Origin of the sequence: Nonomuraea sp. 3N208, from assembly GCF_052245935.1 — a bacterium.
Lineage (GTDB): Bacteria > Actinomycetota > Actinomycetes > Streptosporangiales > Streptosporangiaceae > Nonomuraea.
This window is the reverse complement of record NZ_JBQQBR010000051.1, coordinates 52,561-77,676: the sequence shown is the minus strand read 5'-3', so window position 1 is coordinate 77,676 and position 25,116 is coordinate 52,561. Positions and strand designations below refer to the sequence as shown.

Genomic DNA, 25,116 nt, shown 5'->3' with positions numbered 1-25,116 from the left:
CCGACAGACCCGCGGAGCGGACCCCGGCCACGAGATGGCACTGGCAACAATAGCCGGGCTCCCTCCACGGACCGAACCCAAGGGAGCCATCATGATCACTCTCGACACCGTGACGTCGTCGAAGGACGGCACCACGATCACCTACCACCGGCTGGGCAACGGCCCGGGGCTCGTGCTCCTGCACGGGGCCATGCAGACCGGCCACAGCAACATCGAGCTGGCCCAGGCCCTGTCGACCGACTTCACCTGCTACGTCCCCGACCGCCGGGGCAGGGGCCGCAGCGGCCCGGCCGGCCCCGACTACGGCCTCCAGCGGGAGGTCGAGGACCTCGACGCGCTGCTCACGGCGACCGGCGCGCACTACGTCGTCGGCGTCAGCTCGGGCGCGATCATCGCGCTGCGCACCGCGCTGACCCGGCCCGAACTGCGCAAGATCGTCGCCTTCGAGCCGCCGCTGGACATCGACGGCTCCAACCCGACCGGGTGGCTGGACCGCTTCGACCGGGAAATCGCCGCGGGCCGCATCCCGGCGGCGCTGGTCACCGCCATGCGCGCCACGCGGATGGGGCCACCGATCTTCAATGTCATGCCGCGGGCATTACTGGAGCTGCTCACGGCCATGATGGTGAAAAATCAGGACAAGGCCGCCAGCGGTGGGGAGCCGACGTTTCGTGACCTGGCGCCGACGCTGCACAACGACGCCCAGGTCGTGGCGGAGACCTCCGGCGACCTCGAGGTCTACGGCGCGGTGAGTGCCGAGGTGCTGCTGCTCGGCGGCACGAAGAGCCCGGCGTACCTGAGGTCGGCGCTCACCGCGCTGACGGGAGTGCTGCCGCGTGCCCGGCGCGTGGACATGCCGGGCCTCGACCACAGCGCTACGTCGAACGCCGCCATGCGAGGCCGCCCGGAGCGGGTGGCGGCCGAGATCCGCCACTTCCTCAGCACCTGAAAGCGCCGCAGGCCCCGGCGGCCGGCAAGCCAAGGGCCGCCGGGCTCACAGGCCCTTGAGGAACGCCGCCGCCACGGGGGCGGCCACCTTGCCGCCCCCGCCGCCGCCCTCCACGACCACCGCGAACGCCACATCGCCCTTGAACCCCACGAACCAGGCGTGGCTGTCCAGCTTCTCCCCGGTGCCGTACTCGGCCGTGCCCGTCTTGCCGTGCGTGCCGGCGGGCAGCCCCGCCGACTTGGCGGTGCCCTTGGTGACCACGGCCGCCATCATGGCGTGCAGCTGCTCCTTCACCCCGCCGGGCAGCTCCCGCTCGGCGGCCTTCTGCTTCAGCGAGGGCACCAGCGTCGGCGGCCGCCAGGTGCCGTCGGCGATGGCGGCGGCCACCGACGCCATCGACAGCGGGCTGGCGGTGATCCTGGCCTGCCCGAACGCCTCCGCCGCCAGCTCGGCGTCCGACTGCGCCCTCGGGAAGCTGGCCTTGGTGGCCGGCACCCCGATGTTGAGCGGCTGGTTGAAGCCCACGCCCTCGGCCACGTCGAGCAACTTGTCCGCGCCCAGCTTCGACTCGGCCAGCGGCGCGAACGTGGTGTTGCACGAGTGGGCGAAGGAGTCCAGGAACGACAGCGACCCGAACTCCTCCTTGTCCGAGTTGCGGATCCGCAGGCCGCCGACGTTGGCGTACATCGGGCAGGTGACCTCGTCCTGCGGCGACACCCCCGCCGCGAGCAGCCCGATCGCGGTGACGGCCTTGAACGTCGAGCCCGGCGGATAGCGGCCGTCCAGCGCCCGGTTGAACCCGCCCTGGTTGTTGACCACGGCCAGGATCTCGCCGCTGGAGGGCCTGATCGCCACCATCGACGTCGGCTTGTCCATGTCCTTGACCGCGCCCACCGCGGCCGCCTGCACGTGCGGGTCGAGCGTGGTCTGCACCGGGTCGCCGTCGGAGCCCTCGATGGTCTTCAGCGTCTTGCCGCCAAGCTGGATGTCGGTCGCCGGCGTGCCCGCCAGCCGCTTCTGGAACGTCTCCTGCAGCCCGCCCCGGCCGACCGCCTGTCCCACCTTGTAGGCGGAGCCCAGCTTGGCCACGTCCTTCTTGGTGGCCTTGTCGAGGTAGCCGACGAGCTGCTGCACCGACCCGCCCACCGTGCCGTCGTCGATGCGGCCGCCGTCGGCGTCGGTGATCTCGGCCCGCTGCGGCCAGCGCGTCTTGATGCCGAACGCCGCCCCGGCCGTCATCGACGGGTGCAGGGCCGCCGGATTCCAGTCGACCTTCCAGGTGCGGTCGGCCACGACCAGGTCGATGTGGCCGTCGTAGGACCAGTCGCCGATGTTCTTCAAGGTCAGGGTCGCGGTGTACGGGACGCGCGCGATTGCGTCGCCCTCGGTGACCTTGCCCAGCCGGATCGACGTCCGCTCCACCGAGAGCGCCCTGCGCTGCTGGTCGTACCCGCCCAGCTGCTGCGCCGTGGCGAGCTCCTTGCCCATGCCGGACCAGTCACCGGCCTGCCACGCGGCGGCGAAGCGCTGCGCGGTCTCAGCCGGGGTGCCGCGAGTGTGCAGCACGTAATAGGCACCACCGGCCGCGGCGCCCACCGCGAGCACGGCGGCGCTGGACACGATCGCGATCGTACGGCCCCGCGCCACTGATCAGCCCCCTGACCCTCTAGCTCGTTCCGTCGGATGCCTTGACGCTGGCAGCATAAACCGGGACGTACTCCTGCCCGGACAGCTTCTGGATCGCGGCCATGATCTCGTCGGTGACCTGGCGCCGGTCCTTGGCCTTGGTGTGGTCGCCGGTGAAACGCATCGGCTCGCCGATGGTGATGCCGATCTTCGACGGGCGCGGCACCGAGGCGCCGACCGGCAGCACCTTCTCGGTGCCGCTGAGCGCCACCGGCAACACCGGCGCGCCCGTCTTGAGCGCCAGCCACGCCACGCCGATCTTGCCCCGGTACAGCCGCCCGTCGGGGGAGCGGGTGCCCTCAGGATGGATGCCGAACAGCTCGCCGCGCTCCAGCAACGCGGCGGCCTCGTCGAGCATGGCCTGCGCGGCGTGGGCGCTCTCGCGGTCGATCGGCAGGCTGCCGCCCAGCTTCATGAAGAACCCGGAGACCGGGTTGCCGGAGAAGTACTCGTTCTTGGCGGTGAACGTCACGTGCCGCGGCAGCAGCGCGGGCAGCAGGAACGAGTCAAGCACCGACAGGTGGTTGGCGGCCAGGATCGCGGGCCCGCTCCTCGGCACGTGCGCCGCACCGGAGATGTGCGGCCGGCATAGCGCGTGGGCGAGCGGCGCGGCGGCGAACTTGACCACTTGGTACAGCAACAGGCTCTCCTGGTTGATCGGGCGATCGGCCACCCCACCATAAGGCAGGCGCCCCGCCGGTGAGCGGGGCGCCTGGGAGAGCCGTTAGGCCGATGTGGCGGTCGCCTCCTCGGCGAGATGCACAACACGGCTCCAGCCGAACGGTATTCCGTGAAGGCGGTAATTTGCGGCCCGGGGGACACTAACCACATCGGCCACTCGATGCTAACGGACATCCAGGGGGTGCTATTCCATCCGACCCCAAGAATTCGGTCACGTTCTGGTCCAGTGCGGCTGAGCCACGTCGAAGACCCGCTGCTCGCGGCCACGCAGCGCCACCTCGGCGAACTGCCACAAGATGGCCCCCGTCGGCGCGTGGATCACGATCGACGGCCCCAGCGGCATCTGCAGCAACTCGCCCTCCCAGCGCGGCACCCCGGGCGCCAGGAACCGCTCCAGCGGCACCGCGTGCAACGAGGCCACCTCGCGCGGGTCGGCCACCGGCTCCTGCCGGCCGCCGAACGCCACCACCGGCGTGATCACGAATCCCGAGTCGGTGACGAAGTCGTCGAGCAGCCCGGCCACCTCCACCCCGATGACGCCGATCTCCTCGGCCAGCTCCCGCAGCGCTGCCTCGACCGGCAGCTCACCGTCGTCCAGCCGGCCGCCGGGCAGCGCCCACTGCCCGGGGTTGCGCCCGCGCGGCGCGCGCTTGATCACCACCGTGTACGGGACGCTCTCGGTGTCCTCCAGCACGCACACGGTGACGGCGGCCCGGCGTATCCCTCCGGCGGGCGGTACCTCGCGTCGGTCGAAGGCGGCCAGCCGGGCGGTGATCTGCGCACGCAGCGCGTCAATGGGCGACGACAGCACGTTCTCAGGATCTCACGGTGCTCTTGCCGCGCCGTTGCAGGGCTCAGGGCGGCCCGTACGGCAGCGCTACGGTGACCCGCAGCCCGCCCTCCTGCCGTGCCACCGCCCTGACCTCGCCGCCGTGCGCCGCCACGATGGCCCGGACGATCGACAACCCCAGCCCTGCTCCGCTGGTCGCGTAAATTCGCGGGGACTTCGTCTCGGCGGTTGCTCTCTGTGTGGTAGTTGCACGGGGGCTGAACGGCTCGAACAGGTCGTCCACCTCGTACGGCGGCACCGGAGGCCCGGTGTTCTCCACCGTGATCACCGCGGACCCGCGATCCCGCCGCAGCTCGAGCCAGATCTCGCCGTCGCGCACGTTGTACTTGGTGGCGTTCTCCAGCAGGTTGAACACGCACCGCTCCAGGAACAGCGGATCACCTTCGACGAGCACGGGCCGCAGGTCCTGGTGCAGCGTGACGGGCCGCTTGCGGGACTGCAGGTCGATCTGCTCCAGCACCGCGCGCACGACCTGCTCCAGGTCCACCGGCCGGCGCGTGGTCAGCTCCTGCTCCGACTGCGCGAGCAGCAGCAATCCCTCGATGAGCCGCTCGTAGCGGGCGTTGGTGCCCAGCAGCGCCCTGGCCAGCGCCTTGAGGTCCGCCGAGGTCGCCGGCTCCTCCAGCGACACCTCCAGCACCGTACGGTTGATCGCCAGCGGCGTGCGCAGCTCGTGCGAGGCGTTGGCGATGAAGCGCCGCTGTCCTTCGAACACCCGGTGCAGCCGGTCCAGCATGGCGTCGAACGTGTCGGCCAGGCGCTTGACCTCGTCCGGCGGGCCGCGCAGCCCGATCCGCTCGTGCAGCGTGCTCTCCGACAGCCGCTGCGCCGTCTCCGTCACCTGGTCCAGCGGCCGCAGCGCCCGGTCCGCGACCGCGTACCCGAGCAACAGGGCAGTGACCCCTACGGCGATCAGCGCGAGCAACGACCAGCGCACGAGCTGGCCGAGCACGCTTTCCGCCCGCGTCTCGATGTCGCCGGCGAACTTGACGACCCTGACGTCCGGAGGCGGTGCCCCTCCAGGCAGCAGCGCCTCCCCAGGATGCGGGGCGCTGCCGATCGCGGCGACGAACTCCTGCTCCATCGCCTGCGCCGTGATCAGATACGTGATCCACAGCAGCAGCGACCCGGCCACGAAGAACAGCCCGCCGTACAGCAGCGTGAGCCGCAGCCGCAATCGCCTGCTCTGCCACCACGAGATCACAGCCGGTACCCCTTGCCCGGCACGTTCTGGATCGCCGGAGGGACGCCGAGCTTCTTGCGCAACGACGTGATCGTGACCCGCAGCGCGCCGGTGCCGGCGTCGGCGTACTCGTCCCACACGCTCTTACGCAGCTCGCCGGAGGTGACCAGCTCGCCGTCCGCCGACAGCAGTGTGCGCAGCACGTCGAACTCCTTGCGGTTCAGCGACACCGTCCGCCCGTCCCTGGTGACCGTGCGGCGGGCCGGGTCCAGCGTGATCCCGGCCCGCTCCAGCGCCGGCGTCGCCGCGCGCGGCGCGCGCCTGGCCAGCGCCCTGACCCTGGCCACCAACTCGGCGAACGCGAACGGCTTGACCAGGTAGTCGTCCGCGCCCAGCGCCAGCCCGTCGACCTTGTCGCGGATCTGCCCCGCCGCCGTCAGCATGAGCACCCGGCCGCCCCCGTTCTCGCGCAGCCGCCGGCACACGTCGTCGCCGTGCACCTCGGGCAGGTCCCGGTCGAGCACGACCACGTCGTAGTCGACGTACGCGGCCATGTCGAGGGCGTCCTGCCCGTCGTAGGCCACGTCCACGGCGATCGCGTGCAGCCTGAGCCCGTGCGCGACCGCGTCCGCCAGCCGTTCCTCGTCCTCGACGACAAGCACCCGCATCGCCGCCCCTTTCCTCGGCCACGAGCGTGACGGATCACGTGTTAGCCGCGGGTAAGGGCTTATCCGGTTTTAGCACCCGGTGGGCTGGAGTAGGGCCGCGCCTCGGGCGAAGGACCCGTGGCGCGAAGGAGCCAAAGCCATGAACAAAAGGCTGTTACTGGTCGTCGTCCCCCTCATGCTGGCGCTGGCCGCGTGCGGCGGCGCGGCGGCCAAGGACGACGGCGTCGCCAGCGCGAACGGCGGCGTCACGTCCGCCGGCCCCACGGCCTCCCCGTCGGCCAAAGCGGACCCGCAGGAGGCGGCGCTGAAGTTCGCCAAGTGCATGCGCGAGCATGGCATCGACATGCCCGACCCCAAGGTGGACGGGGGCAACTTCGAGATCAGCCTCCCTCGGGGCGTGACCCCGGAGAAGGCCGAGAAGGCGCACAAGGCGTGCGAGCACCTCATGGAGTCCGCCATCCCGGAGGGCGAGAAACCCAGCGCGGAGGACTACGACCAGATGGTCAAGTTCGCGCAGTGCATGCGGGAACAGGGGATCGACATGCCCGACCCCAAGCCGGGCGAGCCGATGCGCATCAGGATGAAGGGCGGCTCGAAGGAGAAGATGGACGCCGCGCACAAGGCCTGCGAGCAGCATGCGCCAGGCGGCAAGGGCAGGGACGGCGACAGCGGGGGCAAGCCGTGAGCAAGGGCCTCCTGCTGGGCGGCGGCGCCGTCCTGGCGGTCGCCGCCACGTGGACCGCGGTGGCGGTCATGAGCGACGCCGGCACCGGCGCCGCCGCGCCGACCGCGTCGCCGGTGCCGGCCACCGCCGAGATCACCAGGCAGGACCTAGTGGAGACCAAGACCGTGAGCGGCTCGCTCACGTACGCGGGCGAGCGGCAGCTCGGCTCCGGCGCCTCCGGCACCGTGACGTGGGTCGCGCGCCAGGGCACGGTGATCCGCCGCGGCCGCCCGCTGCTCAGGGTCGACCGCAAGCCGCTGGTGCTGATGTACGGCAAGCTGCCCCTGTACCGGACCCTGCAGCGCGGCATGTCCGACGGCCCCGACGTGGAGCAGCTCGAACGCAACCTCAAAGCACTCGGCTACGGCGACTATCTGACGGTGGACGACCACTTCAGCGACGCCACCGAGCAGGCCGTCAAGGAGTGGCAGGAGGATCGTGGGCTGGCCGAGACCGGGCAGGTGGACGCCGCCCAGGTGGTGTTCCAGCCTGCCGCCGTCCGCGTCATCGAGGCCAAGGCCGAGGTCGGCGCCAAGACCGCGCCGGGGCAGCAGGCGCTCACGGTCAGCGGCATCCGCCGGCTCGTGCACGTGGACCTCGACACCGGCGACCAGGCGCTGGCCCGCAAGGGCGCCAAGGTCACCGTGACGTTGCCCGGCGGCGAGCAGGCGAGCGGCACGATCACGTCGGTCGGCACGGTCGCCGAGAACTCCGGCCAGGACCAAGACGCGAGCACGACCATCGACGTCGACATCACGCTGGCCAAGGCGCCGAAGACCAAGCTGGACCAGGCGCCGGTCGACGTGGAGATGCAGAGCGAGCGGCACGAGAACGTGCTGGCCGTGCCCGTGGAGGCGCTGCTGGCGCTGCGCGAGGGCGGGTTCGGAGTCGAGGTCGTCGAGGGGGCGGCCACCAGGATCGTGGCGGTGGAGACCGGGGCGTTCGGCGGCGGGATGGTGGAGGTCCAGGGCACAGGGCTGGCCGAGGGCATGAAGGTCGGGGTGCCCGCCCGATGACCCGTCCGATGACCGGCCCGATGACCGGCCCCATGACCGGACTCGTGGAATTGGCCGGGGTGACCAAGACCTACCCCGGCGACGTGCACGCCCTGCGCGGGGTGGACCTGACCGTCGCCGGCGGCGAGCTGCTGGCCATCGTCGGGCCGTCAGGCTCCGGCAAATCGACCATGCTCCACATGATCGGCACGCTCGACCGGCCCACCACCGGCACCGTGCACGTCGCCGGCCACGACATCGCCGCCCTGTCGGACCGCGAGCTGTCCGCGCTGCGCTCGCGCTACATGGGGTTCGTCTTCCAGCAGTTCCACCTGGCGCCCGGCGTCAGCGCGCTGGACAACGTGGCCGACGGCCTGCTCTACACCGGCACCGGCCGCCGCCTCCGCCGCGACCGCGCCGCCGCGGCGCTGGAGCGCGTCGGGCTCGGCCACCGGCTGCGGCACAAGCCGTCGCAGCTGTCCGGCGGCGAGCAGCAGCGGGTCGCCGTGGCCCGCGCGGTGGCCGGGGATCCGCCGCTGCTGCTGGCCGACGAGCCCACCGGCAACCTGGACTCCTCGGCCGGGGCCGACGTGCTGGCCGTCCTCGCCGACCTGCACGAGTCCGGCACCACGATCGCCGTCATCACCCACGACGCCGAGATCGCCGGCTGGTGCCACCGCCAGGTACGCCTGCGTGACGGCCTGATCGTCGACGGCCACGACCACGACAACCGGGGACCGGTCGCGCTGCTGAAGGGCGGTCACTCATGAGGGAACGGCTCGCCCCGGGACGGCTCAGCCCGGGCGACGTGCTGCGGGTCGGCGCGGCCGGGCTGCGGGCCCGCCCCACCCGGGTGATCCTTTCCGCGCTCGGCATCGCCATCGGCATCGCCACCATGATCGCGGTGATCGGGATCTCGTCGTCCTCCCGCGAGCAGCTCCTGCGCCAGCTCGACAAGCTCGGCACCAACCTGCTGACCGTCACCCCGGGCCGGACCATGTTCGGCGAGGACGCCAAGCTGCCCACCACCGCGCTGGCCATGGTCCAGCGCATAGGCCCGGTCAGCACGGCGGCCGCCACCGGCAGCGTGGAGGCCAGCGTACGGCGCACCAACCACATCCCCGAGTCGAACACCGGCGGCATCTCCGTGCAGGCGGCCAGCACCGGCCTGCTCGCCACGCTGGAGGGCGCCGTGGTCAAGGGCGCCTGGCTGAACGACGCCACCGCCCGGCAGCCGGCCGTCGTGCTCGGCTCCGCGGCGGCCGAGCGGCTCGGCCTGGCCAGGACCGGCGTGCAGGTGTGGATGGGCGGGCGCTGGTTCACCGTGATCGGGATACTCGGGCCGATGCCGCTCGCGCCGGAGATCGAACGCTCCGCCCTCGTCGGGTTCCCGGCCGCCGGGGAACTGCTCGGGTTCGACGGCTACCCGACGACCATCTACGAACGCTCCTCCGACGAGTCCGTGGAGTCGGTGCGGTCGGTGCTGCCGCGCACCGTCAACCCGGCCAACCCGGAGGAGGTCTCGGTCAGCAGGCCGTCCGACGCGCTGGCCGCCAAGGCCGCCGCCGCGGGCGCCTTCACCAACCTGCTGCTCGGGCTGGGCGCGGTCGCGCTACTCGTGGGCGGGGTGGGTGTGGCCAACACCATGGTCATCTCGGTGCTCGAACGCCGTAAGGAGATCGGCCTGCGCCGCTCCCTCGGCGCCACCCGGGGGCAGGTGCGGCTGCAGTTCCTGTCGGAGTCGCTGCTGCTGTCGGGGCTCGGCGGGGTGGTGGGTGCGGCGCTCGGCGCGCTGGCCACCACCGGGTACGCACTGACGCGGGACTGGCCGCCGGTGGTGCCGCCGTGGGCGATCGGCGGCGCGGTCGCGGCGACGCTCGTCATCGGGACGGTGGCGGGCATTTACCCGGCCATGCGGGCGGCCCGCATGTCGCCCACGGTCGCCCTCGCGACGACCTGACCGCGCGGGCTGACCCCTCCGGCTGACCGCCCTGTCGCGGGACTGGCCGCCGCTACGCCTCGGGGGCTACCGGCCGAGTGCCTCCTGGGCCGTGGCGTGCCGGGAGCGCAGGAACTCGCGCTCCGGCGTGGTCCCCACCAGGTCCAGCGCCCGGCCGTACTCCGCCACCGCCTCCTCCATGCGGCCCAGGCGGGTCAGCAGGTCGGCGCGGGTCGCCGGCAGGAGGTGGTGCCGGGGCAACGCGTCGTCCAGGCCGGCGAGCAGGTCGAGGCCGCGTCCGGGCCCGTACGCCTCCGCCACGGCGACGGCCCGGTTCAGCCGCACCACGGCCGAGCCCGTCAGCAGCTCCAGCAGCTCGTACAGCTCGGCGATCTCGGCCCAGTCCGTGTCCTGCGGGCGGGCGGCCGCGGCGTGCTCGGCGGCGATGGCGGCCTGCAGCAGGTACGGGCCGGGCGGGCCCGGAGTCAGGACGGCCAGGCCCTCGGCGATCTCGTCCTGCCGCCACAGCGAACGGTCCTGATCGGGCAGGCGGACGAGCCGGCCATCGGCGTCCATGCGGGCGTCCCTGCGGGCGTGGTGCAGCAGCATCAGCGCCAGCAGGGCGCGTACCTCGGTGTCGGTGGGCATCAGCTCGGCCAGCATCCGGGCCAGGGCGATGGCCTCGGCGGCCGGCTCTTCGCGGATCAGTCGCTCGCCCTCGGTCGCGGCGTACCCCTCCGTGAAGATCAGGTAGATGACGGCCAGCACGCCGTCGCGGCGCTCCTCCAACTCCGCGCCCGACGGCACCCGGTACGGGATGCCCGCGTGACTGATCTTCTTCTTGGCGCGAGTCAGCCGGGCCGCCATGGTCGCCTCGCTCACCAGGAACATGCGCGCGATCTGCCGCGTGGTGAGACCGCCCACGCAGCGCAGCGTCAACGCCACCCTGGCCTCCATCGACAGCGCCGGATGGCAGCAGGTGAAGATCAGCCGCAGCCGGTCGTCGGGCGGAGCCGGCCCCTCTTCGACGATCAGCAGCGGCAGCTTCCGCGCCGCCACCTCCGCCCGCCGCAACCGGTCCACCGCCCGCCGGCGCGCCGCCGTGAGCAGCCACGCCGGAGGGTTGTCCGGCACCGGCGGCCACGCCGAGACCGCCGCGGTGAACGCGTCCTGCAGCGCCTCTTCGGCCAGGTCCAGATCGCGCAGCTCGGCCGCGAGCAGGGCGAGCAGGCGCGCCCACTGCTGCCGGTACGCCTGCTCGACCGCGTTCATCCGCCCCCTGCCCCCATCATCCGGTGAACTCCACCACCGGCCGCACCTCGACGATCCGCTCCGGGCACTGCTTGGCCAGCTCGATCGCCTCGTCCAGGTCGCGGGCCTCGATCAGGTAGAAGCCGCCCACCTGTTCGGCCGTCTCGGCGAACGGCCCATCCGTGCGCAGCACCTCTCCGGACTCCTTGCGCAGGGTGACCGCCCGGCGCGGACCGTTCACCTCCTCCCCGTCCACGTAGGCGCCACGCGACTTGAGCAGCTCGATGAAGGCGTCGTGGGCGGCGTACCGCCGCCCGGCCGGCCCCGCCCAGTCGCTCTCGTCGCCGTACATGAGCAGGACGTACCTCACGACGCCTCCTCGGCGGGAACGGGGCGGATCTCCACGTCGGACGGCATCGCGGCGGCCAGCTCGACCGCCTCATCCAGATCCGCGGCCTCGACCACGAAATAGCCCGAGATCTGCTCGACGGTTTCGGCGTAAGGGCCGTCGGTGACGAGGAACCGGTCCCCGTCCTTCCTGATCGTGGTGGCGGTCGAGGAGTGGGCCAGCTCGTTGCCCGCCACCGCCGCGCCCCGCTCCCTCAGGAACCGGTCGTATTCGCCCCACTTCTCGTAGACGCGCTTGCGCTCCTCCGGCCCCGCCTCCGCCCAGGGGCGTTCGTCTCCAAAGACGAAGAGCACGTATTTCATGGTTTCCTCCTCTTGGGTCGCAACCATGACGCACGACCCGGGGCCGGAATCGACACCTCCAGGGAAGATCTTCCGAGAAATCAGGACACGATGCTCTCGAGGGCGAAGCTGAGGGCCGTGCCGATGACCATGCCCACGCCGGCCGCCACGGCGGCCCACTTGCCCAGAGGCTCGCCCCTCGCATGGCCGACGATGCCCAGCACGATGCCGGCCAGGCCGAACAGGACCGGGGTGAACAGCACGGCCACGGCCGCGCAGACGAATCCGACGATCGACAGCACCTGATCAACGGCCCGTTGACCAGAGGGAGGACGCGGCTGCCGCGGCGCGCCGGCGTGCCGATCGTCGCCTCGGGGCGAGTCCTCGGGCGAGGTCACGGACGGCTCCTCTCGGAGGGGGAACCACATCACACACCGGAGCGGGCCACCCTGTCGAGCCGCATCCGCCCATTTCAGGAGGGTTGTTCCGGGCTCGTCAGCGGCGCCGGGAGCGGGCGCGCGTGGATGACGTCGAGGCGGGAGACCGCCCGGGTGAGTGCGACGTAGAGCCGGTTCAGGCCGCGCCGCTCGGCCTCGGCGATGGCCGCGGGCTCGGCCACGATGACGTGGTCGTACTCCAGGCCCTTGGCCAGCGACGCGGGCAGCACGCTCAGCCGCCCGCCGACATCGAGGCCGTCATTCCACAGGGCGGACGTCAGCGCCTCGACGGCGGCGTCCGCCGCGATCACCCCGACCGACCCCTCGAACCCGAGCGCCTCGCGTGCCGCCGCGGTCACCCCCTTCTCCAGGCTCGTCACGTTCGTCACCCGGAGCCGGCCGTCCGAGCGGTACGAGCGGGTCGCGGGGACGTCCACGGCCAGGGCGACCAGGAGCGTGTTGGCCAGCTCGACGACCGCGCCCGGCACGCGGAAGCCGGTCGTCAGCGCGATGACCTCGCCCTCCGGCCGGCCCAGCAGCGCCATCCGCTCCGGCCAGGACGTGGCCGCCCACGGGGTGGTGCCCTGGGCCAGGTCGCCGAGCACGGTGAGCGAGCCGTGCTCGCTGCGCCTGGCCACGGCGCGGCACTCCATGGGGGACAGGTCCTGGGCCTCGTCGACGATGATGTGGCCGTACCCGCGCGGGCGCTCGATCAGGGCGGCGAGCTCATCGAGCAGGACCAGGTCGGCCGGGGTCCACTTGGCGCTCTTGACGCTGCGAGGCGGCTTGGCCCAGGTGATGGCCGTCCGCTCCACGTCCGTCAGCACGCCCGCCGCCGGATCCCACCCTCCGAGCCCCGCCACCCCGCCGTCGGCCGGGTCGAGTGTGGGGGTGGCGGGGCCCCGGAGGAGTTCGTACAGCACCTCCTCCGGTTTGACGGGCGGCCACACCGCGTCCAGCGCCGGGGTCACGGCGCGGCCGGTCCTGCGGGTCCAGGCCGCGTTCGCGGTCAGCCCCCGGGCCTCGGCCTGGCGCCGGATGGAGGACACCACCCGGGCCCGCACCCGCTCCCGCCCCACGCCGTACGGGAGGGACTCGCGCCGCGCGTCGTCCACGATGCGGCGCAGCTCGTCCTCGCGGACCCGCCACCGGTAGGAGCCGTCGGCCACCACGACGGGCTCGACCGGCTTGCCGATCCGCCCGTACAAGGCCCTCCGCAGCACCTCGGCCATGCGGACGTCGTGCTTGACGACCGCGGCCGCCTCGCTGTCCACGGCGGAGACGGGGCCTGGGAGTCTGCCCCGGGCCAGCAGCCGCTCCAGCGTGGTCTGCTCGACGTCCACCTCGCCGAGCGCGGGCAGCACGGCGGAGATGTAGCCGAGGAAGGCCCGGTTCGGGCCGAGCACCAGCACGCCGCTGCGTTCGAGCCGGCGGCGGTGCGCGTACAGCAGGTAGGCGGCCCGGTGCAGGCCGACCGCGGTCTTGCCGGTGCCCGGCGCGCCCTGTACGCAGATCGAGGTGTCCAGCTCGGCGCGTACGAGGTCGTCCTGCTCGGGCTGGATGGTGGCGACGATGTCGCGCATGGGGCCGACGCGGGGGCGTTCGATCTCGGCGGCGAGGATCCGGCTCTCGCCCTCCTCGCCCTGTTCGAGTCGTTCGTCCTCGTACGACGTGAGTCTGGTGCCGGACCAGCCGAAGCGGCGGCGTACCGCGACGCCCTGGGGGTCGCGGGCGCCGGCCCGGTAGAACGCCCGCGAGACCGGCGCCCGCCAGTCGATCACCATGGGCGGGCCGCCGTGCTCACCGGTGATGTGCCGCCTGCCGATGTGGTACGTGCGCCCCCGGTGCTCGGCCGAGCCCTGCCCGAAGTCCAGCCGGCCGAAGAACGGCGGCCCTTCCGGCTCCTCGCTCAGCTCCTTGGCCAGGCTCTTGAGGTAGCGTCCCAGCCGCTCGGCGGAGTAACGGTCGCCGGCCACGGTCTCACCGACGATCACGTTGGTTCTGGCGCCCTCCAGCATCCTGCGCAGCCCCGCCTTGCAACGTTCGACGTACTGCCGCTCGTCGTCGAGCGTCCCCATCACACCTCCCGAAAGCGTTAACTCGGTTAAGAGATTAACCAGGTTAACACTTTGGTAGGGTGTGCTCATGGCGGGACTTCGGGAGCTCCAGCGGCAGCGCGTGCGCGAGGCCATCTCCACGGCGGCGATCGCGCTCTTCCTGGAGCGCGGCTTCGACGAGGTGCCCGTGACGGAGATCGCAGCGGCGGCAGGGGTGTCGAAGCCGACGTTGTTCAAGTACTTCCCGGCCAAAGAGGACCTGGTCCTGCACCGGATCGCCGACCATGAGGGCGAGGCGGCCCGCGTGGTCCGGGGGCGGGTCGCGGGGGAGGCGCCGCTGGAGGCGCTGCGCCGCCACTTCCTGGACGGGCTGGCCAGGCACGACCCTGTCACCGGGCTCAACGACCATCCCGTGGTGATCGCCTTTCATCGAATGGTGTTCTCGACGCCGAGTCTGGCGGCGCGGGTGGTCCGGTATGTGTCGAGTGACGAGCAAGCGCTTGCCGAGGCGCTGGGGGAGAGCCTGGACGACCTGACCGCCGCCCTGCTCGCCGCGCAGGTGCTGGCCGCGCAGCGGGTGCTGGCCCGGCGTAACTGGCAGCTCCTGGCCGAAGGCCGGCCGCTGCGAGAGGTGGAGCCGGAGGCGGTCCGCGCTGCCGAGCGGGCGTTCACGCTGCTTTCAGCCGGTACGGGCTGACTGCTCGCATCGGCCTTCACACCCAACCTCGTCACGCCGCTGTTCGGCGGCATGCCGGGCACGGGCGCCATCGTGCGCACCGCGGTGAGCGCTGCTCGCGCCCGGGCCAGGCGGGGTCAGGCGAGAGGGCGGGGGGTGGGGAGGCGGAGGCGGTCGACGGCGTCGCGGCGGGCGCGTTCCGGGCGGCGGTCGTAGCGGGCCGTGGTGGCCGGGGACGAATGGCCGACCAGGGCCTGCGCCGTGGCCAGGTCCACCCCCGCGTCCAGCAGTTCGCCGATGAACGTGCGCCGGAAGTCGTGCGCCGTACGCCGCGCCGCCCCGGCCGCCCCGAGCCGCCGCGCCAGGATGTCGGCGATGCCCTGCCCGGTCAGCCCCACCGGACGGCCGTCGCGCACCCGCACCCGCCCCGCCTTGCTGATCGGGCTGAACAATGCTCCCGGCATGGCCCCGCGGACCGCCAGCCACCGCTCGACCAGCCCGATCGCGTCGGTGGTCAGATAGACCAGGCGCTCCTTGTCCCGCTTGCCGCGCACCCGCAACGACCGCGCGCCGGGATCGTAGTCGGCCAGCACCAGCCCGCCCAACTCGGCCCGCCGGCAACCGGTGGAGTACAACACGGCGATCAGCGCCGCGTCACGCACCCCGGCAGGCGAGTCGTCGCACACGGACAGGGCTGCGCCGACCACCTCCGGCGGCACGTGGTGCCCGACCGGCAGCCGGCTCTGCCGTACCGGAGCCAGGTCGGAGGCGCGGGCGAAATCCTCCGCGCTGGTCTGCCCCAGCCGCCACGCCTCCTTCAGCACCCGCCGCAGCGCCACCAGGTGCTTGTTGACGTACGCCGCCGACCACCCCTGATCGGTGAGCATCGTACGGATGCGCACCGTGTGCTCGTACCGCAGCAAATGCCACGGCTGCCCCGCGCCCGTGGCGGTCGCGTCGCCGGTGAGCAGGCGGGCCAGCCGGTCGAGGCAGCCGCGCATGGTGCGGCGCGACTCCGGGCTGGTGAGCGAGTCGAGGTAGACGTGGTACGGATCGCGCGCCGGCTCGACCGGCGGCGCCGCCAGATCAGGTACGGCAGGCAGGCTCACCCCGACGATCTTAGGGCCTCGACGCCTTCGAGCAGCCGGTCCACGTCCGAACGGTCGTTGTAGTGGACCAGCCCGGCGCGTACCGCGCCGCCCGAGTCGCGGATGCCGAGCGCGCCGGTCAGCTCCCAGGCGTAGTTGTGCCCGTTCCAGACGTTCACCCGCAGCCCGGCCAGGTGCTCGGCCACCTGGCGCGGCGTGTGCCCGGCCACGGTGAAGTACGCGGTGGCGGTGCGCCTGGCCGGCTTGCCGTACACGGTGACGTGCGGCATCGTTTCCAGCCCCGCCAGCAGCACCGCGAACAGCTCCAGCTCGTGCTCCTCCGCCGCCGTCATCGAGGCGAGCAGGCGCTCGCGGCGGGTGCCGGCGCCTGGGACCATGGCCGCCAGGTGGTCGACGGCCGCTGTCACCCCTTCCAGGTCGGCGAACGCCGCGGTGCCCCGCTCGAACCGCTGCGGCACCGTGTCCGGCGACGAGGCCAGCTTGTCCGGCCGGAGGGTCTCCAGCAGCGCCGGGTCGGCAACCACCGCGCCGATGTGCGGGCCCGACCACTTGTAGGCGCTGGTGGCGTAGAAGTCGGCGCCCAGCGCGCGCATGTCCACCGGGCCGTGCGGGGTGGCGTGCACGCCGTCCACGTACATCAGCGCGCCGGCCCGATGCGCCAGCTCGGCGATCGCGGGCACGTCAGGGCGCGTGCCGAGGACGTTGCTGGCCGCCGTCACCGCCACCACCCGGGTACGCGCGCCGATCAGGTCCGCGTACTGCTCGACCGGGAGCTCCCCGGTCACCGGGTCAACCTCGGCCCAGCGGACGGCCGCGCCGGTCTGGGTCCAGGGGCGGACGTTCGCGTCGTGGTCGAGCCTGGAGACCACCACCTCGTCGCCCGGCCCGACGATCGCCCTGGCCAGGTTGTAGGTCAGGGTGGTCATGTTCGGGCCGAGGATCACGCCGCCGGGGTCGCCGCCGACCAGGTCGGCCACGGCCGCGCGGCAGGCCGCCACGATGGCGTCGGAGCGGTGGCTGGCAGAGAAGGCGCCGCCCACGTTGCCGATCCCGCTGCGGTAGGCGTCGGAGATGGCCTCGATCACGGATCGGGGGGTTTGCGTGCCGGCCGCTCCGTCGAGGTAGGCGTAGCCGTCGGTCAGAGCGGGGTAACAGGCGCGCACCGAATTAATGGGGAAAGGCATGATATGTAGATGCTCAACCTCCGCGACCTCAACCGTGCCACCTTGGCCCGGCAGCATCTCCTCGAACGCCACAAGGGCGACGTGGGGGACGTCGTGCACCGGCTGGCCGGGCTGCAGGCGCAGGAGCCGCGGCCGCCGCTGGTCGCGTTTCGCGGGGACTTCGTCGAGTGGTTGATCTAGGTGCGAAAGGGAGGAGTTCGAGCCGGATCAGCTGCATGCGGCACTGCACGCCCGCACGGTGGTGCGCGCCACCATGTGGCGCGCCACGCTGCACCTGGTGACGGCCGCCGACTTCGCGGCGTTCCGGCCGTTGCTCACGCCCATGCTGGCCGCCGCCGCACGCCGCTTCGACGAGATCGACTTCGACGTGGTCGTGGCCGCCGCCGACCGGCTGCTGGCCGCGGGGCCCATGACGTTCAACGAGCTCCGGCCGCGACTGCAGGAGGAGTTCCCCGACGCCTACGACCGGGCTCTGGGGTACGCGGTCCGCATGCTGACGCCGCTGGTCATGGTGCCGACCGAGGACCCGTGGAGCTACCCGCGCGAGTCGGCGTTCGGGCTGCCTGGCATGCGACTCGACCCGGCCGGCCTGGAGACGCTGGTCGAGCGGTACCTGGCCGCCTTCGGCCCCGCCACCCCCGCCGACATGCAGACGTGGTCGGGGCTGGGCGGCCTCAGGCGGGTCATGTCCGGGATGGACCTTGACCGGCTCGCCGGACCCGACGGGAAGGAACTGTTCGATCTGCCCGGCGCGCCCAGGCCGGGCGGGGACGTGCCCGCACCCGTACGGTTCCTGCCCGACTTCGACACACTCGTCCTCGGCCACGCCGACCGCACCCGCGTGGTCGCCGATGAGCACAAAGGCCGGGTCACCACCAAGAACCTGCGAGTCAGGGCCGTCTACCTGGTCGACGGGTTCGCGGCCGGCACCTGGCAGATCAAGCGCTCGGGCAAGAAGGCCAGGCTGCTCGTCAGCCCGTTCGTCCCGACGCCGCTGGAGCAGCTCGAGGAGGAGGCGCTGCGGCTGCTGGCGTTCGCCGAGCCGGAGGCGAGCGTGCTGTCCCTTGAAGTGACGGACCTTGAAGAGATGGGCGGAGTCTGATTGGTTCGGGGCGGAGGTGTCCCCCATGCCCCAGCTTTCCGCCCTGGACGCCCAGTTTCTCCATTTCGAGACCGCGACGAACGTGGCCAACATCGCCGGCCTCGCCATCCTCGATGGCGACCTCAACCGCGCCGACCTGCAGGACCTGCTCGAACGCCGGCTCCCGTACGTGCCCGCCCTGCGGCGCAAGCTGGCCCAGGTGCCGTTCGGTCTCGACCACCCGTACTGGGAGCAGGAGGACGATCTCGATCTCGACTACCACGTACGCGAGATCGGCCTGCCGCCGCCCGGCGACGACCGGCAGCTCGCCGAGCAGGTCTCCCGCCTGCACGCCCGCCGCCTCGACCGCGGCCGCCCGCTGTGGGAGATCTACCTGATCCACGGCCTGTCCGGCGGCCGTATGGGTCTTTACACCAAGATCCATCATGCGGCCGTGGACGGGATCGGCGGCGCCGACGTGCTGGCCGCGCTGCTCGACACCAGCCCCGAGCCCGCGCCGCCGCCCGCGGTCGCGCCCGAGCGGGACGCGCCGCCGCCCGGCCCGGCGGAGATGATGGCGCGCGGGCTGGCCAGGCTGGCGCTCAACCCCGCCCAGGCGGTGCGGTTCGCGGCCCGGGCGGTGCCGCACCTGGACGAGATCCCCGTCGTATCCCGGATCCCGGGCAGCCATCTCGTCTCCGGGCTCGCCCGCAAGCTCGCAGGCTCCGGGCAGGCGCCGGAGCTGCCGCCGCTGCCCGCGCCCAGGACCCCGTTCAGCGGCCCCGTGTCCCAGCACCGCCGCTTCGCGTTCGTGTCGCTGCCGCTTGAGGAGATCAAGCAGGTGCGCAAGGCGTTCGGGGTCACGGTCAACGACGTGGTCATGGCCGTGTGCGCGGGCGCGCTGCGCAGGTGGCTGGCCGCGCACGGCAGCCTGCCGAGCCGGCCGCTGGTGGCGGGGGTGCCGTTCTCGCTGCGGGAAGCAGGCGTCGAGGGGCGCGGCAACCAGGTGGCGATCATGACGGCGCCGCTCGCGGTGCACGTCGCCGATCCCGTCGCCCGGCTGCACCAGGTGCGGCAGGCCATGCACCGGATCAAGGACAGGTTCTCGCTGGCGCCCGCGCGGTGGCTGCGCGAGTTCAGCGAGTCGATGCCGGCCGCGCTCATGGGGCTGGCGTCGAGGTCGGCGTTCGGGCTGGTGGGGGAGACCATGCCGCCGATCAACGTCATCGTCTCGAACGTGCCGGGCCCCCAGTTCCCCCTGTACGTGTGCGGCGGGCGGCTGCTGTCCCACTACCCGGTCTCGGTGATCACGGACGTGAGCGGCGGCGTCAACATCACCGCGTTCTCGTACGACGGCTCGCTCGACATCGGCGTCGTCACCGACCGGCGGATGATCCCGGACGCCTGGGAGCTGACCCGGCACCTGCGCGACGCCCTCGAGGAACTCCGCGACGCCGAGGCGACCTTGCCACACTGACCTTGTATCGCGGAAAGAACCTTGCCGCGTTAATTCCTAGGCTGGCCACATGATCCTGAATCGCCGGGTGCTCAACCGCACCACGCTCGACCGTCAGCTCCTGTTGCGCCGCGCAGACATGAAGCCCGTTCAGGCCATCGAGCGGCTGGTCGCGGTACAGGGGCAAGAGATCGACGCGCCGTACATCGGGCTGTGGACGCGCCTGGCCGCCTTCACCCAGGACGACCTGGCCTCGCTGCTGTACGGCAAGCAGGTGGTACGCGGATCGTTGCTCCGCGGGACCCAGCACCTGGCGCTGGCAGACGACTACGTGTGGATCCGGCCGCTCGTGCAGGTGATCCTTTCCAGGACCAGACAGGCGGCCTTCGGGCGGGCGACGCGCGAGGTGGATCTGGAGGAGCTCGCCCGGCTGGCGCGCGAGCACCTGGCCGGGCGTACGCTCACCCGCCCGCAGCTGCGCGACCTGCTGCGGGAACGGTGGCCCGAGGCGGATCCCATGGCGCTGAGCTGGTCGGCACAGGCGCTGGTGCCGATCGTGCACACACCGCCCAACGGGATCTGGGGGAAGGGCGGGGCCACGCCGTTCACGCTGGCCGAGGAGTGGCTGGGGCGGCCGCTGGACGGCACGGTCCCGATCGAGCGGCTGGTGGAGCGGTATCTGGCCGCGTACGGGCCGGCGAGCGTGATGGACGTGCAAATGTGGTCGGGGCTGACGCGGCTGCGGGCGGTCGTGGAAGGCATGCCCCACTTACGGAAATATCAGGACGCCGAGGGTCAAGTCCTCTACGACGTGCCCGATGCGCCGCTCGCCGAGGAGGACGTGCCCGCTCCCGTACGATTCCTGCCCTGGTTCGACAACCTCATCGTCGCCTACGCCGACCGCGGCCGGCTGATGACCGCCGAGCAACGCAAGGCGGTGTGCGTGGGCGCGGTCATCTACCCCACCTTCCTCGTCGACGGAACTGTCGGTGGCATGTGGGACCTTAAGGGCGGCGTGCTGACGGTCGAGCCCTTCCATCCGCTGTCCGACGGCGTGATGGAGGAGCTGGCCGCCGAGGCGGCGCGCCTGATGGCCTTCGCGGGTGTCGAGGAAGGGAGCATCGCATGGCTACCGCCCAGGAGCTCTACGACGACCTGGTCGCCGAGCACCTCGCCAGGCCCGACGTGAGCATGGGGCGCATGCTCCACGCGGACGGGCTCAAGGTCGCGGGGAAGGTCTACGCGTTCTTTTCCCGGGACCGGGTCGTGCTCAAACTGCCCGCCGCCCGGGCCGGGGAGCTGGTGGGGGAGGGGACGGCCGAGGTCGTGCGGATGGGGTCACGGCAGATGCGGGAATGGATCGCGTTACGGGAGCCGGACGAGCTGGTGTGGCGGCGGCTGATGGCGGAGGCGGCGACCTACGTCGAGAGCCTGGGCCGCTGAGGCGAGACGGGTTTCCGGAGGCTCCTGTGCCGCCTGCTCCACCGGTGATTCGGCCCGCGCCCTGCTGTGTCATGGGCCCACGCACCGCCGCGGCGCGGGGCGCTCAAAAGCCGAGGGCGGGGTGTGGGACAAGGGCGGACGGGTCGACGGCCACGCCCGTGTGCCGTCATCCCCGGAGCCGCGTTCTCGGCATGGCGGGTCAGCGGCGCGCGTACTCGCCGATGGCCGGTTCCAGCAGGGCGAAGACGTGCTGGGCGGTTTCGGCGAGGGCGGCGGCGATCGTGTCGTCGCTCTCGCCGGCCAGGGTGCGGCTCTGCAACTCGCGGAAGAGCAGCCGATCCGCCGCCGCGAGCTGCGCGGCCACGGCCCGCGCGGTGAGCCGGTGGCCCTTGTCGTCGGCGGGGTGGAGAGCCTCATGAGAGGAGGCCGGTTCGGTGGCGAGCCGGGTCGCGAGGGCTTCTTCGCGCTGGTCATGGAGGTCGCGCAAGCGGGCGACCAGCGTCGGGCTGTCGGCGATCATCCGGGCGAAATCCCGCCCCGTGAAGCCGATGACCGGATCGCGCCGCTCCAGCGCCGCCAAATACGTCCGCCGCACCGCCCCCAGCGCCGACTCGTCCGGCCCGCGCCCCGCTACGGCCTCGGCCAGCCCCGCCGCAAAGACCTCGTGGTGGTCGAGCGCCAGGTCCTCCTTGCGGGGGAAGTAGTTCGTCACCGTCATCTTCGCCACCCTGGCCGCGGCGGCGATGTCGGCGATCGTCGTCCGGTCGAAGCCACGTTGCAGGAACAGTTGGGTAGCGTGGTCAGAGATGGCCTGCCTGGTCTCTCGCTTCTTCTGTTCCCGCAAGCCCAAGGTGTCGATGCTCATAGCCACAGTCTTCCATGAATTTTAGGTCCGACCTGATTTTAGGTTGACCAAGGCGAAGGTTCAACCTAAAGTTAGGTGCGACCCAAGTTTAGTGCGTCCATCCAACGCGAGCGAGGAGTGAGTTTTGTCCGAAGCAGCAGAGGTTCTCGAACTGGACGACAACACTGCCGACGGCGGCGGGGCCGTTGGCGCGGACTCGGTCAAGGCATACCTGAAGGAGATCGGGCGCGTCCCGCTGCTCACCGCCGAGCAGGAGATCGACCTGGCCAAGCGCATCGAGGCCGGCCTGTTCGCCAGAGAACGGCTCGAAACCGAGCCGGGGTTGCCCGCCGACCTGCGTGCCGACCTGCGGTGGATCGTCGACGACGGCACGCGTGCCAAGCGTCGCATGCTGGAGGCCAACCTGCGGCTGGTCGTCTCCATCGCCAAGCGCTACACCGGCCGTGGCATGCTCTTCCTGGACCTGATCCAGGAGGGCAATCTGGGCCTGATCCGGACGATCGAGAAGTTCGACTACCGGCTCGGCTTCAAGTTCTCTACGTACGCGACCTGGTGGATCAAGCAGGCCATCACCCGGGCCATGGCCGACCAGGCACGTACGATCCGCATCCCCGTCCACATGGTGGAGCTGATCAACAAGGTGGCGCGGGTGCACCGCCGCCTGCAGAGTGACCTAGGCCGCGAGCCCACCCCCGAGGAGATCGCCGTGGAGACCGACCTGGAGGTGGCGCGGGTGGTCGAGGTCCAGGGCTACGGCCGCGAGCCGGTCTCCCTGAGCACGCCCCTGGGCGAGGAGGGCGACAGCGAGTTCGGCGACCTCATCGAGGACACCGAGGCCGTCTCCCCGGCCGACGCGGTCTCGTTCACCCTGCTCCAGCAGCAGCTGAACGCCCTGCTCGACCAGCTCTCCGAGCGGGAGGCGGGGGTGATCAGCCTGCGCTACGGCCTGGCCGACGGCCAGCCGAGGACACTGGACGAGATCGGCAAGGTCTACGGCGTCACCCGCGAACGCATCAGGCAGATCGAGGCCAAGACCATGTCCAAGCTCCGCCACCCGTCGCGCTCGCTGGCGCTGCGCGACTATCTCAGCTGATCTCCGCCGGTTATTGGGCCGATTATCCGTCGTATGCCCGGGTGCCGCACAACGGGGGTGGCGGCACCATGCTGGGCGATCCTGGAGGGGAATGTCCGCTGGTCGGGAGAAAGGCTGCGCAAACGAAAACCCAAGAGTGTCGCATTGGGCCTTTGACCGGCATGGCGGCTGGCTTAGATTCCCAAGGGTGAAACGCACCCGCTCCAGCGTCGTCCACCAGGCGGCCTACGCGTTCAAGCATCCCCACAAGATCGTGCCCCACCTGCGGCGGCTGGCCCGTGACACGTGGTTTCTGCTGCGTACCCGCGACCACGTCGCCTACTACCGGGCGGTCATGAAGTCCGACACCGCGCGCGACCCCGAAGGTGCGGTCGGCTCGCACACCCACAAACGCTGGCTGGCGCTCGGTCGCATGCAATTCGACTACCTCGTCGAACACGGGCTCAAGCCGGAATGCCGCATGCTGGAAATCGGCTGCGGCAACCTGCGCGCCGGCCATTTGTTCATCGACTACCTGCACAGTGGGAACTACTACGGAATCGACATCTCGCCCGACATCCTCATGGCGGCACAGGACACGATCGTCCGGCATGGTCTGCGCGACAAACTGCCGTATCTGACTCCGGTGCGCGATCTGCGTTTCGCCTTCCTGCCCGACCGGCATTTCGACGTCGTGCACGCGCACAGCGTCTTCTCGCACTCGCCGCTGCACGTCATCGAGGAGTGCTTCGCGCACGTGGGCCGCATCATGAAGCCGAACGCCTGGTTCGACTTCACCTTCGACCGGACCGAAGGCAGGGAGCACCAGGTCCTGCGCGAGGACTTCTACTACCGCACCGAGACGCTCGCGGCCCTGGCCGAGAAGCACGGATTCACGGCGACGTTCATGGAGGACTGGGAGCGACTGCCGCACAAGCAGTCCAAGATCCGCCTCACCAAGAAGACCGCCTCGTGAAAAGGGAGTGCGCACGGGTGGGGCGGGTTCCTAAGGTTGGGGCGTGAGAGACGTACGGTCACTGCCCAAGGCCCACCTACACGTTCACCTCGAAAGCACCGTACGCCCGCAGACCGTGCGCGAGCTGGGCGGATCGCGCGAGCCCGAGAACGGCTTCCGGAGCTTCAGGGAGTTCGGCGACGCGCGTGCCCGGGTGCGGGAGCTACTGCGCACGGCCGAGCACTTCAGGCGGATCGCGGTGGAGTTCTGCGAGGACGAGGCCGCACAGGGCACTCGCTACGTGGAGGTGACCTTCACCGCCGCCTCCCACGGCGAGCGGCTGGGGGCGCCGGAGATGCCGCTGGAGGCGGTGCTCGACGGGCTGGCCGAGGGCGGGGCCAGATACGGGATCGAGTGGCGGGTGCTGCTCGACCACTCCAGGCGCCGGCCGGTCGAGCGGCTGTGGCGCACGCTGAAACTGGCCACCCGCTACGACGCTGTGATCGGCCTCGGGCTGGCCGGCGACGAGGCCCACCCGCTTGCCCCGTTCGCGGAGGTGTGCGACGCCGCCAGGGACGCGGGACTGCGCCTGACGCACCACGCGGGGGAGGCGGCCGGGGCGGCCAGCATCCGCGAGGCCCTCGACCTGGGGCACGCCGAGCGCCTCGGGCACGGCATCCGAGTGCTCGACGACGACACGCTGGTGGCGGAGGTGCGTGAGCGCGGGATCCCGCTGGAGGTCTGCCCCACGTCCAACGTCCTGCTCGGGTTCGTCCCCTCGCTCGCCGCCCACCCGCTGCCGCGGCTGCGGGCTGCCGGGCTCGCGGTCACCGTAAACAGCGACGGGGAGACGGCGCTCGCGGACGAGTACGCCCGGCTGCGCGACGTCTTCGGCTACGACGACCACGACCTGGCCGATCTGGCCATGGCCTCGATCAACGCGTCCTTCGCCCCCGAGGCCCTCAAGGCCCGCCTCCGGACCGAAGTGAACGTTTGGCTCGATCATGGGGCGCCGGAGTCAGCCGAGCACTGAGTTCGCCAATCGTGATGAAGGCGCGCAGTAGGCGATATTGCGGTGCCGCACGCTTGCTGATGTGGGTCCATCAACGGCACTCCCGTCGCCCGCGGATAAGGGGCTGTCCTTGCGACTGGTCCGCGCCGGGCT

26 protein-coding genes and 1 pseudogene are annotated in these 25,116 nt (G+C 71.6%); 14 read left to right on the top strand and 13 right to left on the bottom strand.

Annotated features, from left to right (window positions below; translation table 11 throughout):
* The first annotated feature begins 91 nt into the window (after window positions 1-91).
* Window positions 92-949, top strand: coding sequence for an alpha/beta fold hydrolase (locus tag ACTWPT_RS49890; protein ID WP_443184598.1), 858 nt, complete (start codon window positions 92-94; stop codon window positions 947-949).
* 45 nt (window positions 950-994) lie between these two features.
* Here the strand turns inward: ACTWPT_RS49890 and ACTWPT_RS49885 are convergent, their stop codons facing one another.
* The 5 genes from ACTWPT_RS49885 to ACTWPT_RS49865 all read right to left on the bottom strand — a co-directional run bounded on the left by ACTWPT_RS49885 (window position 995) and on the right by ACTWPT_RS49865 (window position 6,017).
* The gene (locus ACTWPT_RS49885) at window positions 995-2,569 is read right to left on the bottom strand and encodes a penicillin-binding transpeptidase domain-containing protein (RefSeq protein WP_443184597.1); all 1,575 of its coding nucleotides are present in this window, start codon (window positions 2,567-2,569) and stop codon (window positions 995-997) included.
* Window positions 2,570-2,615: 46 nt separating this feature from the next.
* Window positions 2,616-3,308, bottom strand: coding sequence for a lysophospholipid acyltransferase family protein (locus ACTWPT_RS49880; RefSeq protein WP_443184596.1), 693 nt, complete (start codon window positions 3,306-3,308; stop codon window positions 2,616-2,618).
* A 219-nt stretch (window positions 3,309-3,527) separates the two neighbouring features.
* Window positions 3,528-4,127, bottom strand: coding sequence for an NUDIX hydrolase (locus tag ACTWPT_RS49875; RefSeq protein WP_443184595.1), 600 nt, complete (start codon window positions 4,125-4,127; stop codon window positions 3,528-3,530).
* A gap of 43 nt (window positions 4,128-4,170) precedes the next feature.
* Window positions 4,171-5,370, bottom strand: coding sequence for a sensor histidine kinase (locus ACTWPT_RS49870; protein ID WP_443184594.1), 1,200 nt, complete (start codon window positions 5,368-5,370; stop codon window positions 4,171-4,173).
* Window positions 5,367-6,017 carry a response regulator transcription factor gene (locus ACTWPT_RS49865; RefSeq protein WP_443184593.1) on the bottom strand — a complete coding sequence of 217 codons (651 nt, stop codon included), beginning with the start codon at window positions 6,015-6,017 and terminating at the stop codon, window positions 5,367-5,369. The genes ACTWPT_RS49870 and ACTWPT_RS49865 overlap by 4 nt, the downstream gene beginning before the upstream one ends.
* Before the next feature lie 139 nt (window positions 6,018-6,156).
* Between ACTWPT_RS49865 and ACTWPT_RS49860 the strand changes: the two genes are divergently transcribed.
* The 4 genes from ACTWPT_RS49860 to ACTWPT_RS49845 are packed head-to-tail and all read left to right on the top strand — an operon-like array spanning window position 6,157 to window position 9,696.
* Window positions 6,157-6,702, top strand: a complete 546-nt coding sequence (locus tag ACTWPT_RS49860) for a hypothetical protein (RefSeq protein WP_443184592.1) — start codon at window positions 6,157-6,159, stop codon at window positions 6,700-6,702.
* Window positions 6,699-7,757, top strand: coding sequence for an efflux RND transporter periplasmic adaptor subunit (locus ACTWPT_RS49855; RefSeq protein WP_443184591.1), 1,059 nt, complete (start codon window positions 6,699-6,701; stop codon window positions 7,755-7,757). The genes ACTWPT_RS49860 and ACTWPT_RS49855 overlap by 4 nt, the downstream gene beginning before the upstream one ends.
* Window positions 7,754-8,506, top strand: coding sequence for an ABC transporter ATP-binding protein (locus ACTWPT_RS49850; RefSeq protein ID WP_443184590.1), 753 nt, complete (start codon window positions 7,754-7,756; stop codon window positions 8,504-8,506). Before ACTWPT_RS49855 ends, ACTWPT_RS49850 begins: the two co-directional genes overlap by 4 nt.
* Window positions 8,503-9,696 (top strand): ABC transporter permease, encoded by a 1,194-nt coding sequence (locus ACTWPT_RS49845; protein ID WP_443184589.1) that lies wholly within the window; start codon window positions 8,503-8,505, stop codon window positions 9,694-9,696. Before ACTWPT_RS49850 ends, ACTWPT_RS49845 begins: the two co-directional genes overlap by 4 nt.
* A gap of 66 nt (window positions 9,697-9,762) precedes the next feature.
* Here ACTWPT_RS49845 and ACTWPT_RS49840 read toward each other — a convergent pair whose 3' ends face one another.
* From ACTWPT_RS49840 to ACTWPT_RS49820, 5 genes are all read right to left on the bottom strand, one after another.
* On the bottom strand, window positions 9,763-10,947 hold the full coding sequence (locus ACTWPT_RS49840) for an RNA polymerase sigma factor (protein WP_443184588.1): 1,185 nt from the start codon (window positions 10,945-10,947) through the stop codon (window positions 9,763-9,765).
* Between the two features lie 16 nt (window positions 10,948-10,963).
* The gene (locus tag ACTWPT_RS49835; protein WP_443184587.1) at window positions 10,964-11,296 is read right to left on the bottom strand and encodes a YciI family protein; all 333 of its coding nucleotides are present in this window, start codon (window positions 11,294-11,296) and stop codon (window positions 10,964-10,966) included.
* Window positions 11,293-11,637 (bottom strand): YciI family protein, encoded by a 345-nt coding sequence (locus tag ACTWPT_RS49830; protein WP_443184586.1) that lies wholly within the window; start codon window positions 11,635-11,637, stop codon window positions 11,293-11,295. Before ACTWPT_RS49830 ends, ACTWPT_RS49835 begins: the two co-directional genes overlap by 4 nt.
* Before the next feature lie 80 nt (window positions 11,638-11,717).
* Window positions 11,718-12,014 (bottom strand): hypothetical protein, encoded by a 297-nt coding sequence (locus tag ACTWPT_RS49825; RefSeq protein ID WP_443184585.1) that lies wholly within the window; start codon window positions 12,012-12,014, stop codon window positions 11,718-11,720.
* A 74-nt stretch (window positions 12,015-12,088) separates the two neighbouring features.
* Complete coding sequence (locus tag ACTWPT_RS49820) at window positions 12,089-14,131, bottom strand: HelD family protein (RefSeq protein ID WP_443184584.1); 2,043 nt, start codon at window positions 14,129-14,131, stop codon at window positions 12,089-12,091.
* A 67-nt stretch (window positions 14,132-14,198) separates the two neighbouring features.
* Here ACTWPT_RS49820 and ACTWPT_RS49815 point away from each other — a divergent pair, with 67 nt between their 5' ends.
* On the top strand, window positions 14,199-14,807 hold the full coding sequence (locus ACTWPT_RS49815) for a TetR/AcrR family transcriptional regulator (protein WP_443184583.1): 609 nt from the start codon (window positions 14,199-14,201) through the stop codon (window positions 14,805-14,807).
* Between the two features lie 116 nt (window positions 14,808-14,923).
* Here the strand turns inward: ACTWPT_RS49815 and ACTWPT_RS49810 are convergent, their stop codons facing one another.
* Window positions 14,924-15,895, bottom strand: a complete 972-nt coding sequence (locus ACTWPT_RS49810; protein ID WP_443184582.1) for a tyrosine-type recombinase/integrase — start codon at window positions 15,893-15,895, stop codon at window positions 14,924-14,926.
* On the bottom strand, window positions 15,892-17,079 hold the full coding sequence (locus tag ACTWPT_RS49805) for a cysteine desulfurase-like protein (RefSeq protein ID WP_443184581.1): 1,188 nt from the start codon (window positions 17,077-17,079) through the stop codon (window positions 15,892-15,894). Before ACTWPT_RS49805 ends, ACTWPT_RS49810 begins: the two co-directional genes overlap by 4 nt.
* A gap of 9 nt (window positions 17,080-17,088) precedes the next feature.
* Between ACTWPT_RS49805 and ACTWPT_RS49800 the strand changes: the two genes are divergently transcribed.
* From ACTWPT_RS49800 to ACTWPT_RS49780, 5 genes are read left to right on the top strand one after another with little or no spacing between them, the layout of a single operon-like run.
* On the top strand, window positions 17,089-17,259 hold the full coding sequence (locus ACTWPT_RS49800; RefSeq protein WP_443184580.1) for a hypothetical protein: 171 nt from the start codon (window positions 17,089-17,091) through the stop codon (window positions 17,257-17,259).
* 58 nt (window positions 17,260-17,317) lie between these two features.
* Window positions 17,318-18,181, top strand: a complete 864-nt coding sequence (locus tag ACTWPT_RS49795) for a winged helix DNA-binding domain-containing protein (protein ID WP_443184579.1) — start codon at window positions 17,318-17,320, stop codon at window positions 18,179-18,181.
* A 25-nt stretch (window positions 18,182-18,206) separates the two neighbouring features.
* Window positions 18,207-19,637 carry a WS/DGAT/MGAT family O-acyltransferase gene (locus ACTWPT_RS49790; protein WP_443184578.1) on the top strand — a complete coding sequence of 477 codons (1,431 nt, stop codon included), beginning with the start codon at window positions 18,207-18,209 and terminating at the stop codon, window positions 19,635-19,637.
* A 49-nt stretch (window positions 19,638-19,686) separates the two neighbouring features.
* Window positions 19,687-20,805, top strand: coding sequence for a winged helix DNA-binding domain-containing protein (locus ACTWPT_RS49785; protein WP_443184577.1), 1,119 nt, complete (start codon window positions 19,687-19,689; stop codon window positions 20,803-20,805).
* Window positions 20,742-21,059: a hypothetical protein gene (locus tag ACTWPT_RS49780; protein ID WP_443184576.1), complete on the top strand. Its 318-nt coding sequence runs from the start codon at window positions 20,742-20,744 to the stop codon at window positions 21,057-21,059. Before ACTWPT_RS49785 ends, ACTWPT_RS49780 begins: the two co-directional genes overlap by 64 nt.
* Before the next feature lie 199 nt (window positions 21,060-21,258).
* On the opposite strand, the gene ACTWPT_RS49775 is transcribed toward ACTWPT_RS49780, so the two are convergent.
* Window positions 21,259-21,924 (bottom strand): TetR/AcrR family transcriptional regulator, encoded by a 666-nt coding sequence (locus ACTWPT_RS49775; RefSeq protein WP_443184575.1) that lies wholly within the window; start codon window positions 21,922-21,924, stop codon window positions 21,259-21,261.
* A 142-nt stretch (window positions 21,925-22,066) separates the two neighbouring features.
* Between ACTWPT_RS49775 and ACTWPT_RS49770 the strand changes: the two are divergent.
* The 3 genes and pseudogenes from ACTWPT_RS49770 to add form a co-directional block, all read left to right on the top strand.
* Window positions 22,067-23,017: pseudogene (locus ACTWPT_RS49770) on the top strand (RNA polymerase sigma factor); the annotation flags it as partial.
* 187 nt (window positions 23,018-23,204) lie between these two features.
* Window positions 23,205-23,972 carry a class I SAM-dependent DNA methyltransferase gene (locus ACTWPT_RS49765; RefSeq protein WP_443184574.1) on the top strand — a complete coding sequence of 256 codons (768 nt, stop codon included), beginning with the start codon at window positions 23,205-23,207 and terminating at the stop codon, window positions 23,970-23,972.
* Window positions 23,973-24,015: 43 nt separating this feature from the next.
* The gene (add, locus tag ACTWPT_RS49760) at window positions 24,016-24,984 is read left to right on the top strand and encodes an adenosine deaminase (RefSeq protein WP_443184573.1); all 969 of its coding nucleotides are present in this window, start codon (window positions 24,016-24,018) and stop codon (window positions 24,982-24,984) included.
* Window positions 24,985-25,116 lie beyond the last annotated feature (132 nt).